The sequence below is a fragment of the Kitasatospora dryopteridis genome, assembly GCF_050749075.1.
Taxonomy (GTDB): Bacteria; Actinomycetota; Actinomycetes; order Streptomycetales; family Streptomycetaceae; genus Kitasatospora.
This window is the reverse complement of sequence record NZ_CP192749.1, coordinates 3854726-3871961: the sequence shown is the minus strand read 5'-3', so window position 1 is coordinate 3871961 and position 17236 is coordinate 3854726. Positions and strand designations below refer to the sequence as shown.

Here is a 17236-nt window from a genome sequence, read left to right as displayed (position 1 = left end):
CTGATGGGCCGGATTGCGGGCCGGTTCGCCCGAGTTGAACCCCGCCGCCGGGTGCGGCGGTTCGTCTCCGGGCTGCTGTCAGACCTGCCGCGCAAGAACTGCTGGACCCTGGCCGAGCATGCGGGCGACGCAACTCCGGACGGCATGCAGCACCTGCTCCACCGTGCGAAATGGGACGCCGACGCGATCCGAGACGACGTACGTGGCTACGTGGTCGAGCACCTGCACGACACGGAGGCCGTGCTCGTGGTCGACGAGACGGGTGATCTGAAGAAGGGCACGGCGACCGTCGGCGTCCAGCGCCAGTACACCGGCACGGCCGGCCGCATCGAGAACGCCCAGGTCGCCGTCTATATCGTGTACTCCGCCGGCCGTGGACACGCTGCCATCGACCGGGCCCTGTACGTGCCGCGCTCATGGACGGAGGACCCGGACCGCTGCCGGAGCGCGGGCATCCCCGACGGCCTGGCCTTCGCCACCAAGCCCCAGCTCGCGGCCCGCATGGTCGAGCGGGCCCTGGACGCGGGAACACCGGCCCGCTGGGTCGCGGGAGACGAGGTCTACGGCGACAACCCGCACCTGCGGACCGCCCTGGAACAGCGCCAGTTCGGCTACGTCCTGGCCGTCTCCAGCACCCACCCCGTCGTCACGCCCGCCGGGAAGTTCCAGGCCAAGACCCTGGCCGCGCGGATCCCGAAGCGGGCCTGGCAGCGGTTGTCGGCTGGAGCGGGCGCGAAGGGCGAGCGGTACTACGACTGGGCACAGATCGAGGTTCACGGTCCGGCCGGTCGGCTCGGACAGTGGTGCCTGCTGGTCCGCCGCAACCGGCGCACCGGCGAACTCGCCTTCTACCGCTGCTTCTCACCCCGCCCGGTGCCGATGTCCGAGCTGGTGCGGGTCGCCGGACGGCGCTGGATGGTCGAGGAGACGTTCCAAGCCAGCAAGGGCCTGACCGGCCTGGACGAGCACCAGGTCCGCCGCTGGACCTCGTGGCACCGCTGGGTCACCCTCACCATGCTCGCCCACGCCTTTCTCGCTGTCACCGCAGCCACCGAACGCCGCGACCGACCCGCCCCGGACGGCTTGATCCCCTTGACCGGCAATGAGATCCAGCACCTGTTCGCCGCACTGATCAGCCCCGTCCACGACCTCGCACACCGCCTGCGTTGGTCACACTGGCGACGCCAGCACCAAGCCTGCGCACGTCTGTGTCACTACCGCAGGCAAGCCGCCACCTGGCCGTGAAATTAGCTCGTCAGGCCTTCGCGCCATCGTCGAGCGGCTTCAGGCTGGTCTTCACGCGCATGAGGAGCCGTCTCGATGAGATGCAGGAGCACCCAGCCCACGCCGTAGCACTCGTCCTCGCCGAAGCACTCGGCCAGGGCGTGAGCCTCCTCGTCGGTCACCGGGCGTGCGATGCGGCCCAGAAGATCTGCGGCATGGTCGACGGCAGCTGCAACGATTTCGTCCGGCCTTTCATCGTCCTCGGATGGGAGCTTGCCCAGAGCAATGAATTCAGCAACCTCCGAACGGATCACGACGCACCCTCTCTGCCATGGGATGAAGCCGACGTGGCGGCCTCACCGCAGGCTACCGGGACGGGAGACACCGACCCATGATCACGATCTACGGCTGGAGTACTAGCCTGCGGGGCAGTGGTGAGTGAGGAATGATGCTCGTACACACCCGAGAGGAGCGCGCGAAGATGCCCCAGCCGCACGAGGGAATCCTGGTACCCACGACCCCCGCTCACGGTGACTGGAATATGCGGTGGGAGGTCAGGTGCCCAGCGTGTGGTGAAGAGGGGATCGAGACCGCTGGTGAGGGTGGAGATCACAGTGCCGTGACCGTGCACCCCGACCGAGACGACTACGACAGTCCTATCGGCACTCGGGGCGGATACGTCCAAGTCGATCTTTGGTGCACCGCCGGCCACGAGTTCGCTCTCGTGCTCGCCAACCACAAGGGTGCCCAGTACCTCGGGGTTGTCCCGCGAAAGGCTCGGGGCTGAGCGCTCACCATTCCCCGGGGCCAACTCGGGGCCACCGCTCCGGTGATGCTCGGGAGATCCCTACCGGCGTCCAGGTCAGCCGCGGTGTTTGCGGTGCAGCGTCTTCGGCCTTGAAAACTGTCGTGGCCTCTGGTCACCGTGGGTTCAAATCCCACACCCTCCGCACAGGTGGGCGGTAGTCCCAGCTCAGGGCGGGTGCCGACGTCGGTCGGCACCCGCCCTCTGCGTTTCCCGTCCCGGACTGTCCCGCTCGGACACCCCTCCTGTCAGGGCGTGCGGAACACCCGTGGAACGGATTCGGCGTCCGACGAGCCGGGCCCTCGCCGTTGAGGAAGCGCTCGATCACGGCGTCGGCCTGCTCTTCCCGGCTATTGATGATCTTGGCGTAGAAGCGGAGCGGGACGGCGACGCTGTGGCCCGACACGCGCGGTCGCACCGTCGGAACGACCTACGCCGACCGACCTCCACCACCTCAGCCGCAGTGGGAGCCGAACTGCTGCGCGGAGTCGTCGTCGATCTGGGCAGCCCGGTCGATGCACCGGCCCGGCGCGTACACGTAGACCGGTCCGGCGTAGGTGCCGTAGTAGTCGCCGTCCTTGTGCCGGGGGCTTCCCCCGACGGCGACCCTGATGGATGCGATCACGTACACCGGACTGCCGGGACTGTTGCGGACCGTCACGGCGCAGTTCTGCCCGGTCGAGCTGTCGTACGTCAGGAACGCGGTGTCATCCGCGAGCGACATCGAGTCGACGATGTGGTGGCCCGAACCGCAGACCCCGTTGTAGTCGGCGGCCTGCGCCACCGAGGGGCGGCGACCACGGCGCCAGCGGTGGCGACCACGGCGACACCCACGCGAACGAGAGTCTGCTCGGTGCTTCGCTGCATGAGCGTTGATGCTGCACATGTGACGGTGGATCAGGTGCTGGGTGGTCGTGCGCGATCCCGCGCTGTTACGGCGGTGTTGTCGCGGTCTTTGCCGAAGCCCGGCTCCGGCACGCCGGTACGCCGGTACGCCGGAACGCGTACCGGCGACCGGTTGCCATGTGGGTGGGGCTCAGCAGTCCTCGGCGAACCTCACCGAGGCGTTCTCGTTGTACGTGTTGACCAGGTTCGCGGCATTGCGGTAGTTGAACATGTCCATCGGGCCGCTGTAGTTCGAGTTGTAGTACACCCGGACCGTCATGCACACGTTGGAGACAGCCGATGCGGCGTTGTTCTTGACGTGCTGGCCCTGGCCGTTGCCGGGGCTGGTGAAGGTGTACCCGGCGAGGTCGCGAATGTTCGTCGACATCGCAATGTGGGAGCCCTGCTGGTTCGAGTTGTAGAAAAGGCAGAATTTGCCGTCCGGACAGTCGCGGACGGCGGCCTGCGCGGAGGTGGCGAGGGTGGGGACGAGCAGGGCAGCGCCCAGGGCTGCTGCGGCAAGCTTGAGGGTGCGCTTCATTTCTTTGATCCTCTCTTCATGGGACGTTCCAGGCGTGTGTGCAATCCCCTCGGCGTACCTGGGGAAGGTCGGGCGCGCCCGGACGTGAAAAAGTGTCAGCCCACTACTTCACTGATCGCGCAGCACGGCGTCGGCCTTGGCGAGTTGCTCGGTCTTCGCCGCGAGCACCGCCGTGAATTCGGCTTGTTGCCGTGCGATCAATTCCTTCTGCAAGGAAGCCTCGACCGCGAACCAGGTGTCGACCAGATCCACTTGCTGCTTGCAGATCACGTCAGCCGTCGCCACCTGGAGCTCCAGCGGTGTGGGTGAGTCCCCCAGGAAGCGCCGGTCGCCGATGGCATCCATCGGATTGGGGTAGGAGTAACCCCTGTTCTTCATGCAGCCGGACCACGCCTCGAATGCCTTCGTGACCTGCGCCACCGACATGCTGGCCTTGAAAGTCTGGAAGTTGGCCTGCTGGGCCACGCTGCTCGGGCCCAGTTCCCCCGCACCGGCCAGGCCGCGCTTCGCCTCGTCGTAGCACCCGCCCGGTGGTACCGGTACGCCGTTGACCTGGAGGTTCGTTTCGTCCGCACCGGTCTTCCCCGGGAGGTGCCCGGTGAGCACCTGCTGCTGCTCGGCGGAGAACTGCGGCGGGCGGACCGGGTGGGTGCGCGGGTCGCGGTCGCCGAGGTGGTAGCCGTTTGCCGCCGCCTCGGCCGGGTCCGTCAGGCCGTACCGGCGGTCCATGAACGTGCGCGGTCCGGTCGGCGGGCCGGCGGGGCTGATGGCGTAGTCGAGGCCGAACCGCTGCATGCACGCCTTGCGCAGCACGGCTCCCGCCCTGGTCAGCTTCTCCGCCTCCGCCTCGGAGAAGAGATACGGCTCGACAGGAAGATGCGGATCAGGACTCGCCGGGAGTGCGGACGGCGACTGCGTGGTCGGCACCGCCTCTGCGGCTGGCTGCCCGGATGACGAACAACCGGCCAGGGCAAGGCACATGAGCCCGGCCAGCCCGGCCAGCCCTACCCGCAGACCTCTGCCGGTCAATCGCTGATGCACGGCGGAACTCATACGCCGACAGCCCCGATCGCGGTCACCGTCGGACCCGTGGCCACGTGCTTGCACATCTTCCGCATCTCGTCCCGCGTCCTCTTCCGGTCCGTTGGCAGTGGGCCGCCGGGTGAGCCCTCGCCCTGGACGCCATCGTGGTGCGCGGAGGTATCGCGGCGGTCTCGTGCCCGTATCGTGGTGCGCGGAGGTATCGCGGCGGTCTCGTGCCCGTAATACCCGGCGACGCCGACCGGGAGCCTCGGCGCCCGGGTCAGTCCTGCCGGGCGAGCCGGATCGCCGCGTTGCACCTGAACCAAGGGCAAGCGCCGGCGCACGGTACCGACGGCTCTCGGCGTACCGGCACTCCGAAGACCAGGACGCCGCCGACACCCCCGCCGACCGGCCGACGTACCCGCCCGGCCATCGACTTCGACAGAGCTGCCAGCTCGGACGGGTCTTGGCAAGGCACGGCGTCAAGCTGAATAGCCCTCCCTCGCCAAGTGCCGAGCTCGGTGCGTCACCGGGGCTTTGAGCCACAGGCCATTGTCGCGAGGAGTGACATCCATGACGGCTGGACGAGGTTCGCAGCCGCGCCCGCCCCACGTAGTCGACGTACGCATCGAGCTTCTTCTCGTCCCACCGGACCCGTAAGGCTTGCTTGTGCTTGCTGCGTTCCATCAACTGATTCGTGACGTACGCCGTTAGCGAGCCCAGCAGCACAGCAGCGATGGTCACCAATTGAGTGATGGTGTCCACTCGTCCCCTGCCTCCCGGCTGACCACGATGGCCAGAACCCGGAAGATCATAGAGAGCAGCCCGGTAGGTGGGAGCGTACTTCTACGCCAAGCTTCTGGAGCTGTGACAACTCGGCCCGGTTCGCGAGTGTCACAGCTGTCACTCTGTCACTCAACCACCTCTGAACTGGGGAATGGCAGTGACAGCGCAGTGACGGCCTCGGCGCGGGGTGTCGTCGCTCAAACGGGCAGGCTGGAACATCTTGGTGTTCCAGCCTGCCCGCTCGCCCAGCACCTTCTGTCCCATGCGTGTCCCGGTATCGCGAGGTGCGGGTCGGCCGAGGGGGCGTTTTGCGAGGTCAGGCGGCCCAATGGCTTGGCGGCTACTTTGGACCCTTGAAAACTGTCGTGGCCTCTGGTCACCGTGGGTTCAAATCCCACACCCCCCGACTGATCCGATCAGATCGGGACTGCCCCTGCGTGCGCGTGCCTGCGATGCCCTCTGGCGGATGTGCTGCCGTTGTGCCCCATCGGGATGGTTGATGACACGGGCGTTCCGGGGTTCTTGAAATCTGCTCACACAGGCGGCCGACCCGGGCTCGGGTCAGGCCGTTTTCGGGCCGTCACCCATGCGGTGCGGGACCGCCGGAGAGTAGCCTGGACATCACCGAAGGCATTTCGCATGCCGGCAATGGACACTGGCGTCGTCTCCGGCGAACGGATATGCCGGACCCGGCCGGGTCCGGAGACAGGTCCTTCATCATGACCGCGATCCTCGATCGTGTGACGACGCCGCCCATCCCCGAATCCGCCGTACGGCTCGCCCTCGCGCCCGAGGGCGTGCGGGCCGGTCGGCTTGACGGGGCCTGGTGGCCTCGCTCGCGTGATCTTCTTCTCGAATTCCCTTCCCTGGCCGCCCAACTCGACGAGCGGTGGGGCCGGGTCACCCGGATCACCGTGAACCCTGCGCAGTGGCCGGTCGTCCCACGGCGGATCCCGGTCGCGGGCCACACCGTCCACGCGGGCTGGTTCACCACCGAGCAGGACGAGCACATGATCATGGTCTGCTCGTACGCCCCGCGCCGGTTGAACCTGCTGGTCGTCCCGCCGCAGGCGGATGCCGCCGAGGCCGCCCGGCTGATGTCGGAGGCCGCCGCACCTACGAACACTCGGACCGCGAGCGCCCTGATCGCCACGGCAACGGGCGGAGGGGCGGCCGAGGCGGAAACGGCGAAGCAGGGGCCCCGCTCCGGCTTCCTGCCGTCGGCCACCATGCCCGCCGACGGCGTGGGTGAGGCCGACAGACGTGCGGACGTTGCCCGGTCCCGTGCCGCGTCCTGGCCCGAGCCGGCCCACCGGTGGGGCGGGGCCTCCGTGCGGACCGGGACAGGGCCGACACCCATGGGCCTACTCGCGTGACCACTCGGTCTCGGCCTGTGGCTCGCCGACGGGCTGCGGCCCCTCCCAGAGGCGGATCCTGATCGCCCGAGGGCCGGGTGCGGGCCGGGAGAGCGTGCGCACGAACACGTCGCGCAGGTGGTTGGCCGCCTGCCGGGGCGGACCCTCGTACTCCAGCGGGTCCGGCATGGGATCACCGTCATGCCGGGACCACCGGCCCTCGTCGTCCTGGGTTTCGAGAACCCAGCGGTAGCGCCGCATCCTGGCCTCCTGTGACAACGGACCCGCCCCGGAACACGACCGTAAGGGGACGGACGTGCCGACCGCGACCGGTGGCCCGCCGCCCGCATCGCAGTGCGACCGGGCGACCGTCGGGCTGCCCGGTCCGCGCCCCTGACGACCGCGGGGCGGGTGCGAAAAACACCGCGGTGCCACGATGGAAAGACGAATCACAGGAGGTCGGCCGGTGTTCGATGCAGGTGACATCCGGGACCGGCGCGGCCACGGCGTGGTGAACACCGACGGCCACAAGATCGGCAGGCTCGAAGCCGTCTACGTGGACACTGAGACCGACCAGCCCTCGTTCGCCACCGTCCACGGTCGACCTGCCCACGCGCCACCGTCTGGTGTCCGCCCCGCTCGTGGGCGTGACGGTCGGCCCCGGCTACGTGAGGTCACCCGCTCGAAGAGCCGGGTGAGGCAGCGCCCGCGATCGACACCGACGGAGAACTGCCCGCCGCGGAGGATGCGGCGGTCTTCACCCACTACGAACCGGACTGTGCGCCGGGTACGGGCGGGGAGCGCCGCCCGGCGCTCCGGTGGGGGCCGAGTACGGCGGTAGGACCCCGGGCTGTGAAGGAGACCCAAGATGGCACTCGTGCTGCTTCTGATTCTCGTGGCGATCGTGCTCGGCATCATCGGCGTCGTCGCCGACGGGCTGCTCTACCTGCTGTTCATCGGCATCGTCGTGCTGGTCATCGCCGTGACCGTCTCCGCCGTCCGGTTCCGGCACGGCGGTCGCTCGGCCCAACGGTGAGCCGCCCCCCGTCAGTATGCGGAACCGCTGCGCAGGAAGGTGCCCGCGACCTGGAGCCATGCCCCGGGGCTGAAGCACGCTTCGACGATGTGCGGAGTGTCCTCGAAGACGCGCAGGACCCGCAGCGCGCCGCTCGGGTGGAGGTCGTACTCGAATGTGACGCCGTCGGGGCTGTCCTGGTACTGCAGGTCCAACGGCCCCTTCGACGGCTCCGCCGGTGACCTGGCCTCGGCCGAGAGCTTCACGTAGACGGACATGTCTTCTCACGCCTTCCTTCCACCCGGCCGGCCGAAGCGGGGCGCGACCGGTCAGGTCGGCTCGACGGTCGGCTCGGAGCCGAGGCCGGTGGCGACGAGGATCTGTCGCGCCGAGCCGGTACGGCCGGCCCGGATCGCCCGCGCCATCGCGGCATGCGCTGTTTCCGCGCTCGCCTGCGGCGGGACGACGAGCAGCATGAAGTGGTCGCGGTCACCCCGCGTGATGATCACCGTGTCATTGCCGACCGGGTACTGGTCGATACGCACCGGCCTGCCGCCGATGACCAACCGGGGTGGCACGTTGTCCCACGCATCCGCGTCCAGACCGACGCGGGCGATCGGGCCCGGGTGCTCGGTCAGCGCCATGACCAGACCGGGCAGTTCGGCGCCGATGTCCCGGGAACGCGACCACCGGGCGCCGTCGAACTCTCCCTCGCGCGACTGCGTGGTCTCCAGCCGCAACAGCACGGAACCCGGCTGCGCCGACTGGCGAAACCGGTCCGGAAGGAGCGCAGGGTGCCGGTGCCGGATTCGTCCGCCATGGCCCGCCGCCTATCCACAAGCCCGGCAAGGAGCCCGCTGAGAGGGAGGGGACAACGGCCTGATCTTCTCTGATCCGCGTCGCCCTCGTCTCTCCCACCGTACTCCGGCCCGCCGTCCCGATCGGAGGACCGGTGATCATCCGCAGGAACAGGTACGGAACGCAGGACCCCCGCACCGGTCGCTGTTCGATCGTTGCGGCCGGTCGGAGCCGGATACCTCGCCTGCGGACCGGGTGTCCTTGAAAACTGTCGTGGCCTTGCGTCACCGTGGGTTCAAATCCCACACCGTCCGCGCAGGTGGGCGATAGTCCCAGATCGGGGCGGGTGCCGACTCCGGTCGGCACCCGCCCTCGGCGTTTCCCGTCCCGGACCGTCCCCTCGTGCACCGGAGCGGAAGCCTGTCACGCGGCTTTGCTGCGGTGATTGCGCAAGGGAATGTTTTTACAGAATTTGCGCATGGGTCTGCGTGTTCGTTCCGCCGTTCAGATAGACGGCGATGTTGCGCACTGCTGCAGTGAGCTCTTCGATCACTCGCGAGGCCTGGTCCGTCGTGCGGATTTCCGGATGAATGTCCGGGGTGTATTCGGCCGCGCCTGCGAGCTGCGGAATCGAGGCGGCGGGCCCGAGGTGGGCACTGGGAAGCGGGTGCGCCGTGTTGACGCAGGGCGGCTGGCAGGGATGCATGTGGGGGGTCGCCGGATGAGTTCTGTCCGGCGCGGGGGCCGCCTGCGGCGCGAGTGCGGACGCACTTGCGGCAAGGGGGTAGTTACTGACCCGCAGTGCCATTTCCGGCAAGCTCGCCTGATCAGGCGCAGGCCTCGTCCTGGGAAGTGCGAGGATTTCGGCGTTCGCTTCGGGGAACAGGGGCTCGGGAGCCGGCCGGGAATTTTGAATGTGCGTGTTCTCCCATTCCCTGCGGTAGCGGTCGACCTGGTCGGAGCAGCTGGTGCGGGTGTGGAAGGCCGCGCTTCCGTCTCCGAGTTCGGGGTACCAGAGGTTGGGGCCGGGAAAGGTGATCGCCCGCATCCGGGGTTTGATGAGTTCGGCGCATCCCATGCAGCAGCCGATCGGGACGATGAGCGGGATGGATCCGTTGTGGTCGTCGCGCCTGGGTCCCCCGTCCCAGCGGTGTTCGCCGTTGCGGCAGGGCGGGAGTTCGCCGCACGCGCGGCACACGGCGTAATGCTCGGGAAGGACGTGCCAGTCGTGGCTGGCCGGTGCGCACCAGTGCTTCGGCGCGGATCTGGGGAGATTTTCGTTGCGCAGGGCCAGGATTACGGGGCGCTTGTAGAAGTTGGCCCGGTCGGGGGGCGTGGTGGTTCGGTGTGCGCCGTGGAGGTTTTCGGAGTGCCTCCAGAGTTCTACGTGCTCGCGCCATGATTTCTGGTAAGGCTCCGGCCATTGGAAGTAGGGGTACTCGTTGATCTCGAGGACCAGCCAGGGCTGGCGGTCCAGGACAACGGTTTGCCCCGTCTGCAGGCGCTGGAAGACCTTGTCGTCCCGGTGCTCGGGCCAGTCGATGCGGCCAGTTCGGACAGGCTGGTCGGGGAGCCACTCATTGATCGGCACGGCAGTGCTCCTCGTGGTCTGGGCGAGTCGGCTGTCACTGGGACGGTTCCAGAGATTCTGGTGCAATGCCCGGTCCGCGAGAGCCCTGACACGCGCACGAACCGGCCTTCCCCGCCAAACAGCGCAATAGCAATAGGAGTGCACTCCGGGTCAATGCGGGTGGTGGCGTGCTGCGGAGACGGCCCGTTGATGTGGGCGGCGGTTTTGGCGGTCTCGCCCCCTGTCAGGGGTTGTGGGGACCTGCAGGGCGTCCGGGGCGGTGGTAGACGGCGAGGGTGTCGACGGGGGTGAATCCGGCGTGGGAGAGGAGTCTGACGGCGGGGTCGTGAGGGTCGGTGGCATCGGTGGTCGCGGTCAGGCGGGGGGCTCCGGTGCGGGCGGCGTGGAAGAGGCACTGGTCGAGGAGATGGCGGCCCAGTCCCCGGCTGCGGTCGGCTTCTGCCACTACGAGGCGGTGCAGGTGGGCGGTGCCGCGGTCCGGGGTGTCGATGCGGGCTTCGGCGGCCGGGGTGCCGTCCGTTCGGGTGAGCCGGAGCAGGAGGCCGCGGGGGCCGTGCTGCGGAGCGGTCGTCGCCAGTGGAGGGGGGAGAGGACCTGCCGGTGGATTCCGGCGCAGGTCGCGGTTCCAGTACTGGCGTTCGGCGATGGCGGTGAAGCCGGTGGTGCGTAGGGCATGGGTGGTGGCGGGGCGCCTGCTGAGGGCGAGGCCCTCGGTCGTGCTGGTGGCGGGGATGCCCGGGAACGCGTACCAGGGGCGGTCGGGGCCGAGGCGGACGCGGGCCCAGCCCATGAGGACGGCCATGGTGGAAGGGTCCTCGGCCGCGTGCGCCCACAGGACGACACCGGCGCCGTCGTAGGGACGCAGGGCGTAGGAGATGACCCCGGTGATGTGACGGCGCGCGTCGAGGAGGATCTCGGTGACGGGTGGCTGCAGGGCGCGGGCCTGGGGCCTTCCGTCCGGGCCGCGTGCGCCCAGGGCGGAGACGAGTGCGGTCGCGGTGGGTCGGGGCTGGCCCGGCAGCCGGTCTGCGGCGATCAGGGCGAGCACCGCGCGCCGGTCCGACCTACGGAAACCGCGCATCGTCAACGATTGCATGGCATACCCCACGCCGGGTTCGACACCTGTGGATCATGTTCACCATAGGGCTGCTCCACATCGCCGGCGGTTCGGCGCGCTGTCCGGCCTGCAGGCGGCGGCTCGGCTGCCGACCGGCTTCCTCGGAGGCTGTTCGGCCGGGACCTGACGGTGTTGCAGACCCGTGCTCGGTACGCGGGGCGTGCCCGACCGTCGTCAGGGTCGTTCTTCGTACATGACGAAGCCGACGGCGGTACCGGGACCGCGGCGGGGGAGGACGGAAACGGTCCTCCACTTCCCGGACGTGCCGATCTACACCCAGCTGGCTGTCCTGTGGCGGGAGACCGGTCGGAGCGTGCCCGGCCAGCCCGACCCGGAGTGGGATGCGCTGGCCGGCTCCCCGGAGCCGGGGACGGGGGCTCCCTGATCGCGGGCACGAGCGGTGCGGGTGTCCCCGTTCGGGTCGCCCGCGTTGCCCGGGTTGGGGCGGGGCCGTCGGATGGACGTGTGCCGTGCCCGTGACCGGTGCCGTCCAGGGTGCCGGGCCGACGACAGGAAGCTGCCATGTACGTCCGCACTCTCTACGCCACCGGCGACCCCGCCCTCATCGACGAGGCGCTCGACGCGCTGCGCGCCGAGGCCGTCGGCCTGCTCACCGACCAGCCCGGCTACCGCGGCTACGGCCTTTTCGCCGACCGGACGGTCGGAAAGATCGCCATGGGCTCCTGGTGGGAGAGCGAGCAGGCCCAGCGCGACAGCAACGAGGCGCTGAAGGCCCGCCGCGCCGCCCTGCTGGCACCGTTCGCCGGCACCGTGGCCGTCGACGTGTGGGAGGCGGCCGCCTTCAGCCCGCCGACCCCGGCCTCGCCCGGCGCCGGATTCCGGATGGTGCGCGCGGACATCGACCCGGCCCGCATCGACGGCCTGGTCGAGCGGTTCCGCGAGACCCTGCTGCCCGGGATGGGGCAGATCGACGGTTTTGTCTCCGGCGCCCTGCTGGTGAACCGCGCGGAGGGCCGCGCCTCGGTCGGCACGATCTTCCGCGACCGCGCCGCGCTGGAGGCCTCGCGCGGCCCGCAGGCGGCCCTGCGGGCCAAGAACGCCCCTGCGGCCGGGGTCACCGTCCGCAGCCTGGAGGAGTTCGAGGTGGTCATCCTCGACCGGCCGACCCACCACGGCTGAGCCCGCCCGCCCCGCCGCTCCGGCGCCCCTGACCTTCCGTCAGGGGCGCCGATCGGTGTTTGCGCACCGTCCTTGCCGTGCCCGCCCGGCAGGGGCAGAGTGCAGAGCGGACAGGTGCGCGAGAGGCGGAGGCTGCCGTGGGTGATCTGGTCGACCGGCTGGTGTCGGGGCTCCCGGAGGCGGCGGTCGCCGTCGACCCGGACGTGGTGGCCTCGTACGCGCACGACATGGCCGGGTTCTGCGAGGCCGGGGCGCCGGCCGTGGTGGTGTTCCCGCAGACCGTCGAGCAGGTGCAGCACGTCCTGCGGACGGCCACCGAGCTGCGGGTGCCGGTGGTGCCGCAGGGCGCCCGCACCGGGCTCTCCGGCGGCGCGAACGCCGTCGACGGCTGCATCGTGCTGTCGATGGTGAAGATGAACCGCATCCTCGAGGTCGACCCGGTGAACCGGCTCGCCGTGGTCGAGCCGGGCGTCGTCAACGCCGAACTCTCGCGGGCCGCCGCCGCGCACGGCCTGGCCTACCCGCCCGACCCGTCGAGCTGGGAGTCCTGCACGATCGGCGGCAACATCGGCACCGGCGCGGGCGGGCTCTGCTGCGTGAAGTACGGCGTCACCAGCGAGTACGTGCTCGGGCTCGACGTGGTGCTGGCGGACGGCCGGCTGCTGAGCACCGGTCGGCGCACGGCCAAGGGCGTGGCCGGCTACGACCTGACCCGGCTGCTGGTCGGCTCCGAGGGGACGCTGGGCGTGGTGGTGCGGGCGGTGGTCGCGCTGCGGCCGGTGCCCGCACCGCAGCTGGCGCTGGCCGCCGAGTTCCCGAGCACCCGGAGCGCGAGCGACGCCGTCTGCGCGGTGATGGCGGCCGGGCTCGTCCCGTCACTGATGGAGCTGATGGACGCGACGACCGTCCGGGCGGTGAACGCGATGGCCCGGATGGGGCTGCCGGAGTCCACCCGGGCGCTGCTGCTGGTCGCCTTCGACGGCCCGGCGAAGCAGGACGAACTGGCGGTGGTGGCCCGGCTGTGCCGGGAGGCGGGGGCGAGCGAGGTCGTTCCGGCGGAGGACCAGGCCGAGTCCGACCTGCTGCTGGAGGCGCGCCGGCTCTCGCTGCCGGCGATGGAGAAGCTGGGCACCACCATGATCGACGACGTGGCGGTGCCGCGGTCCCGGCTCGGCGAGATGCTGGACGGCGTGGCCGCGATCGCCGACCGCCACCGGCTCACCATCGGCGTGGTCAGCCACGCGGGGGACGGCAACACCCACCCGGTGGTGATCTTCAATGCCTCGGACCCGGACGAGACGGCCCGGGCGCGGGCGTCGTTCGACGAGATCATGGAGCTCGGCCTCGGCCTGGGCGGCACGGTGACCGGCGAGCACGGGGTGGGGCTGCTCAAGCGGGAGTGGCTGGCCCGGGAGCTCGGCCCGGTCGGGCTGGAGCTGCAGCGGCAGATCAAGGCGGTCTTCGACCCGCTGGGCATCCTCAACCCCGGCAAGGCGCTGTAGCCATGGGGAGAGGCGTGCGGTGGCCGGTGTGCGCCCCCGGCGGAGGGGGACCGCGCGCGGACCGGCCGTGAGCCGGGTGACATCACGCTAAAGGGCGAAAAGGGTTCGTCGAGCTATGACTTTGTCGATTTGTTGCGGGATTCTTCTGTCGACGGTCCCGCCGAGGAACCCTGGACGGAGGACACGCATGGCACGCTTCCCCATCCGAGCAGGCTGAGCCGGGCCTCCGGTCGGTCCGAGCCGGATGTGCCGCTCCATCCCCGGCGGGGGCGCCGGGCGGAGGAGGTGCGGGCGGGCCGAGCGGGGCGACACCGGACGACTGGCGCGGAAAGGGTCTCCGCAGCCTCTCGGGCGGGCGGTGCCGTAGGACGGCACCGCCCGCCCCTGTCTCGACGGCGGCCCCGGCCGCAGCGTCAGCGCCGCGCCGTCAGCGTCGCCCCGACGCTGGCCGCGACCACGCAGCCGATGCCCGCCAGCTGCACCCCGCCGAGCAGCTGCCCCAGCACCACCAGCCCGACCAGCGCGCTCACCGCCGGGTCCAGGCTCACCAGCACGCTGAACACCCGCTGCGGCATCCGCCGGAGCGCCGTCATCTCCAGCGCGTACGGCACCACCGGGAAGAGCAGCGCCACCCCGGCCACCGCGAGCAGCAGCAGCGCCGGCGCGGAGGCGTCGGCCAGCCCGTGGAAGGCCTGCGAGGCGCCGAAGGGTGCGACGGCGAGGGCCGCGATGGTGAAGGACACCGCGAGCCCCTCGAAGCCGCGGAACACCGCGCCGACCTTGTCGGTGAACAGGATGTAGCCGGCGTAGCAGGCCGCCGCGCCGAAGGCGTACGCGAGCCCGACCGGGTCCAGGGCGGCTCCGCCGGTGCCCTCGCCGAGCAGGGTCAGCAGCACCACGCCGCCGGCGGCGAGCAGTGCCCACAACAGGTGGCTCGCCCGGCGGGAGAGGGCGATCGCCACGGCCAGCGGTCCGAGGAACTCGATGGTCGAGGCGGTGCCCATCGGCAGCCGGTCGGTCGCACCGGCGAAGAGCAGGGTCATGCCGGCCGAGGCCAGGCCGAGCAGCACGGCCGAGGCCAGGTCGCGGCGGCTGCGGCCGCGCAGTCGGGGGCGGGTGGCGGCGAGCAGCACCACCGCGGCGACGGTCAGTCGCAGGAAGGTCGCCCCGCCGACGCCCAGCACGCCGAACAGCGACTTGGAGGAGGCGATGCCGAGCTGGCAGGTGACCATGGCCGCCACACACAGCAGCGGCGCCGGGATCGATCCCAGGCGCCGCTGCGAGGTGGTGGTCCGTTCGGGACGGCCGGCCGGTGGCCGGTGCCGTTCGGCTCCGGTGGTGGCCGTCCCGGTGTCCGGGGGTGCAGCGGCTGCCGGGCCGCGTCGTCGCCAACCACCGCGCTCGCCGGCCGGCTCGCCCTTGGGGGAGGGCGGCATGGAGCGTGCGTCGGCGAACGGTTCGCCGGTGGGAGCCGTGAGCACGGGCTCGAAGGAGTTGGCAACGGGCATGCCGCCGAGTCTGACGTAAGGAGTCACATGGCCGCAAACCCGTTACCACTATGCGGGACGGGCCCACCGGCCGGGTGAATCGGCCGCCGGGCGGCGCGCGCCTGCCGCTGGTGTCCGACGGTCCGTCAGTAGGACTGTGGGGTGCGCTTCCTGGGAACCGCCGCGTCGGCCGCGGCCTCGTCCGTCCTGCTGCTCGGCTCGATCGGCGTCCCGGCGGCCGGTGCGGCCCCCGGCGCCGGTGTGCCGCGGCTCACCCGGACCGTCCTCGCCGACCCGGCGACCGATCCGGGCGGCGCGGCCCGGCTGCCGGCGGGCGAGGTCTACCAGGGGCCCGGCTTCGACACCTGCACCGCCCCGCCGCTCGCCACCATGCAGACCTGGTGGGACGACTCCCCGTACGGGGCGGTCGGCATCTACGTCAGCGGCGGCCAGCGCGGCTGCACGCAGTCCCGGCTGACCGCGGACTGGGTGGCGAAGTCCCGGGCGATGGGCTGGCGGTTCCTCCCCACCCACGTCGGCCTGCAGGCGCCGTGCAGCACCAACAGCGCCAAGCCCCGGCACATCGACCCCGCCGACGCGGTCGGCCAGGGGCAGCGGGAGGCCGCCGAGGCCGTCACCGCGATGCGCATCCTCGGCTTCGGCGCCGGGACACCGGTCTACCTCGACATCGAGGCCTACCCGCGCGGCGACACCCGCTGCAGCCAGGCCGTGATCGACTTCACCGTCGGCTGGACGCAGGCCCTGCACGCCGCCGGCCACCTCTCCGGGTTCTACTCCTCCGCCGAGTCGGGCATCACCGACCTGGCCGCCGCCGCCCGGGCCGGCAGCTCCCCGCTGCCGGACGCCGTCTGGTACGCCCGCTGGGACGACCGGGCCAACACCACCGACGGCGCCGGCGCCCTCAACCCCGACCTCTGGACGGAGAGCCGCCGCATCCACCAGTACCGCGGCAACGTCCAGGAGTCGTACGGCGGCAACGCCCTCACCGTCGACCGGGACGAGCTCGACTCCCCGGTCGGCTGACCCGCCCGGCCGACCCGCCCGGCCGACCCGCCCGGCCCGCCGGGCCCCGCTCAGCCCCGGTACGGCGGGGTGATGCCCCAGTCCCAGCGGGGCATCGGGGTCTCCGGCAGCGGCGGCGGATTGGGACCCGAGTAGATCAGCGCCATCCGGGTGCCCCACTCCAGGTAGTACGCGAAGACGGCCCGGAACTCCGGGTCGGCGGGCAGCCCGACCTCGTCCGCGGTGTCCGTCAGCAGCGCCACCCACCGGCGGCGCTGCGCCTCGGTGATGCCCCGGCCCAGGTGCCGGGAGGCCATGTGCCGGTGGCCGCCGTACTCGGCGCTGTACCGGGGCGGGCCGCCGAACACCTCGCCGAGCCAGGCGGCGACGTGCTGCGCGTGCGCCGGGTCCTTCCCGGCGAAGACCGGCGCGAGCAGCTCGTCCCCGTCGACCCGTTCGTAGAACCGGGTGAACAGCCGCTCGAAGGCGGGCGCCCCGCCGGCCCACTCGTAGAGCGTCGGCACCGAGCCGCCGCGGCCCGCGACCGGGGTCTCCTCCTCCAGCAGCAGCCCGTCCGGCTCCGCGTACGGCTCGAGCCCGTCGAAGAAGGAGGAGCCCTCCCGGCTCTCCCAGAAGGCCCGGCGCCCCTCCGCGGACGTCCAGCGGATGCGCAGCCCGTACCCGGGCGGCTCCCCGGCCGAGCGCTCCAGCGCGTAGTCCACGCACTCCCCGGCCTCGGCGAGGGCGGCCACCGCCCGTCGGCAGGCGGCCTCGAAGGCGGCGCGCTGCTGCGGCCCGGCGAGCCGGTACCGGATGTACTCCACGGTCATAGGACGACTGAAGCGCGCCCCGCCGCCGGGGGCAACCGCCCGGCCGCGGGCCCGGGCCGGAGATGCAGGTCTCAACTCCGCCACGGTTGCTGACACCGGGCCCCGGCCGGGGAA

The 17236-nt window shown here is 71.0% G+C and carries 17 protein-coding genes; 6 read left to right on the top strand and 11 right to left on the bottom strand.

Translation table 11 applies throughout. The features are described from left to right. Positions 1-3 precede the first annotated feature (3 nt). Positions 4-1245 carry an IS701 family transposase gene (locus tag ACQ614_RS17610; protein ID WP_431679503.1) on the top strand — a complete coding sequence of 414 codons (1242 nt, stop codon included), beginning with the start codon at positions 4-6 and terminating at the stop codon, positions 1243-1245. Between the two features lie 2 nt (positions 1246-1247). On the opposite strand, the gene ACQ614_RS17605 is transcribed toward ACQ614_RS17610, so the two are convergent. The 4 genes from ACQ614_RS17605 to ACQ614_RS17590 all read right to left on the bottom strand — a co-directional run bounded on the left by ACQ614_RS17605 (position 1248) and on the right by ACQ614_RS17590 (position 4508). After that, positions 1248-1538 carry a hypothetical protein gene (locus ACQ614_RS17605; protein ID WP_431679502.1) on the bottom strand — a complete coding sequence of 97 codons (291 nt, stop codon included), beginning with the start codon at positions 1536-1538 and terminating at the stop codon, positions 1248-1250. 945 nt (positions 1539-2483) lie between these two features. Next, positions 2484-2813 carry a spore-associated protein A gene (locus ACQ614_RS17600; RefSeq protein ID WP_431679501.1) on the bottom strand — a complete coding sequence of 110 codons (330 nt, stop codon included), beginning with the start codon at positions 2811-2813 and terminating at the stop codon, positions 2484-2486. Positions 2814-3065: 252 nt separating this feature from the next. Next, positions 3066-3455 (bottom strand): peptidase inhibitor family I36 protein, encoded by a 390-nt coding sequence (locus ACQ614_RS17595; RefSeq protein ID WP_431679500.1) that lies wholly within the window; start codon positions 3453-3455, stop codon positions 3066-3068. A 108-nt stretch (positions 3456-3563) separates the two neighbouring features. Next, a complete protein-coding gene (locus ACQ614_RS17590) occupies positions 3564-4508 on the bottom strand; it encodes a hypothetical protein (protein WP_431679499.1) in 945 nt (314 codons plus the stop codon). 1496 nt (positions 4509-6004) lie between these two features. Between ACQ614_RS17590 and ACQ614_RS17585 the strand changes: the two genes are divergently transcribed. Next, positions 6005-6640, top strand: a complete 636-nt coding sequence (locus ACQ614_RS17585) for a DUF5994 family protein (RefSeq protein ID WP_431679498.1) — start codon at positions 6005-6007, stop codon at positions 6638-6640. On the opposite strand, the gene ACQ614_RS17580 is transcribed toward ACQ614_RS17585, so the two are convergent. Then, complete coding sequence (locus ACQ614_RS17580; protein ID WP_431679497.1) at positions 6629-6808, bottom strand: hypothetical protein; 180 nt, start codon at positions 6806-6808, stop codon at positions 6629-6631. The genes ACQ614_RS17585 and ACQ614_RS17580 overlap by 12 nt on opposite strands. Before the next feature lie 679 nt (positions 6809-7487). Here ACQ614_RS17580 and ACQ614_RS17575 point away from each other — a divergent pair. Then, a complete protein-coding gene (locus ACQ614_RS17575; RefSeq protein ID WP_431679496.1) occupies positions 7488-7655 on the top strand; it encodes a hypothetical protein in 168 nt (55 codons plus the stop codon). Between the two features lie 11 nt (positions 7656-7666). Here the strand turns inward: ACQ614_RS17575 and ACQ614_RS17570 are convergent, their stop codons facing one another. The 4 genes from ACQ614_RS17570 to ACQ614_RS17555 all read right to left on the bottom strand — a co-directional run bounded on the left by ACQ614_RS17570 (position 7667) and on the right by ACQ614_RS17555 (position 11104). Then, positions 7667-7912, bottom strand: coding sequence for a hypothetical protein (locus ACQ614_RS17570; protein WP_431679495.1), 246 nt, complete (start codon positions 7910-7912; stop codon positions 7667-7669). Positions 7913-7963: 51 nt separating this feature from the next. Continuing rightward, complete coding sequence (locus tag ACQ614_RS17565) at positions 7964-8380, bottom strand: DUF5994 family protein (protein ID WP_431679494.1); 417 nt, start codon at positions 8378-8380, stop codon at positions 7964-7966. A gap of 515 nt (positions 8381-8895) precedes the next feature. Continuing rightward, the gene (locus tag ACQ614_RS17560) at positions 8896-10023 is read right to left on the bottom strand and encodes a hypothetical protein (protein WP_431679493.1); all 1128 of its coding nucleotides are present in this window, start codon (positions 10021-10023) and stop codon (positions 8896-8898) included. 223 nt (positions 10024-10246) lie between these two features. Continuing rightward, positions 10247-11104 carry a GNAT family N-acetyltransferase gene (locus tag ACQ614_RS17555; RefSeq protein ID WP_431679492.1) on the bottom strand — a complete coding sequence of 286 codons (858 nt, stop codon included), beginning with the start codon at positions 11102-11104 and terminating at the stop codon, positions 10247-10249. 558 nt (positions 11105-11662) lie between these two features. Here ACQ614_RS17555 and ACQ614_RS17550 point away from each other — a divergent pair. Together ACQ614_RS17550 and ACQ614_RS17545 are read left to right on the top strand one after the other, a co-directional pair. Then, positions 11663-12280, top strand: coding sequence for an antibiotic biosynthesis monooxygenase (locus ACQ614_RS17550; protein ID WP_431679491.1), 618 nt, complete (start codon positions 11663-11665; stop codon positions 12278-12280). A gap of 137 nt (positions 12281-12417) precedes the next feature. Then, a complete protein-coding gene (locus tag ACQ614_RS17545) occupies positions 12418-13782 on the top strand; it encodes an FAD-binding oxidoreductase (RefSeq protein ID WP_431679490.1) in 1365 nt (454 codons plus the stop codon). 413 nt (positions 13783-14195) lie between these two features. Here ACQ614_RS17545 and ACQ614_RS17540 read toward each other — a convergent pair whose 3' ends face one another. Continuing rightward, complete coding sequence (locus ACQ614_RS17540) at positions 14196-15290, bottom strand: EamA family transporter (RefSeq protein WP_431679489.1); 1095 nt, start codon at positions 15288-15290, stop codon at positions 14196-14198. 141 nt (positions 15291-15431) lie between these two features. Between ACQ614_RS17540 and ACQ614_RS17535 the strand changes: the two genes are divergently transcribed. Beyond that, the gene (locus ACQ614_RS17535) at positions 15432-16313 is read left to right on the top strand and encodes a DUF1906 domain-containing protein (protein WP_431679488.1); all 882 of its coding nucleotides are present in this window, start codon (positions 15432-15434) and stop codon (positions 16311-16313) included. A 50-nt stretch (positions 16314-16363) separates the two neighbouring features. On the opposite strand, the gene ACQ614_RS17530 is transcribed toward ACQ614_RS17535, so the two are convergent. Next, the gene (locus ACQ614_RS17530; RefSeq protein ID WP_431679487.1) at positions 16364-17122 is read right to left on the bottom strand and encodes a group II truncated hemoglobin; all 759 of its coding nucleotides are present in this window, start codon (positions 17120-17122) and stop codon (positions 16364-16366) included. Between the last annotated feature and the right edge of the window lie 114 nt (positions 17123-17236).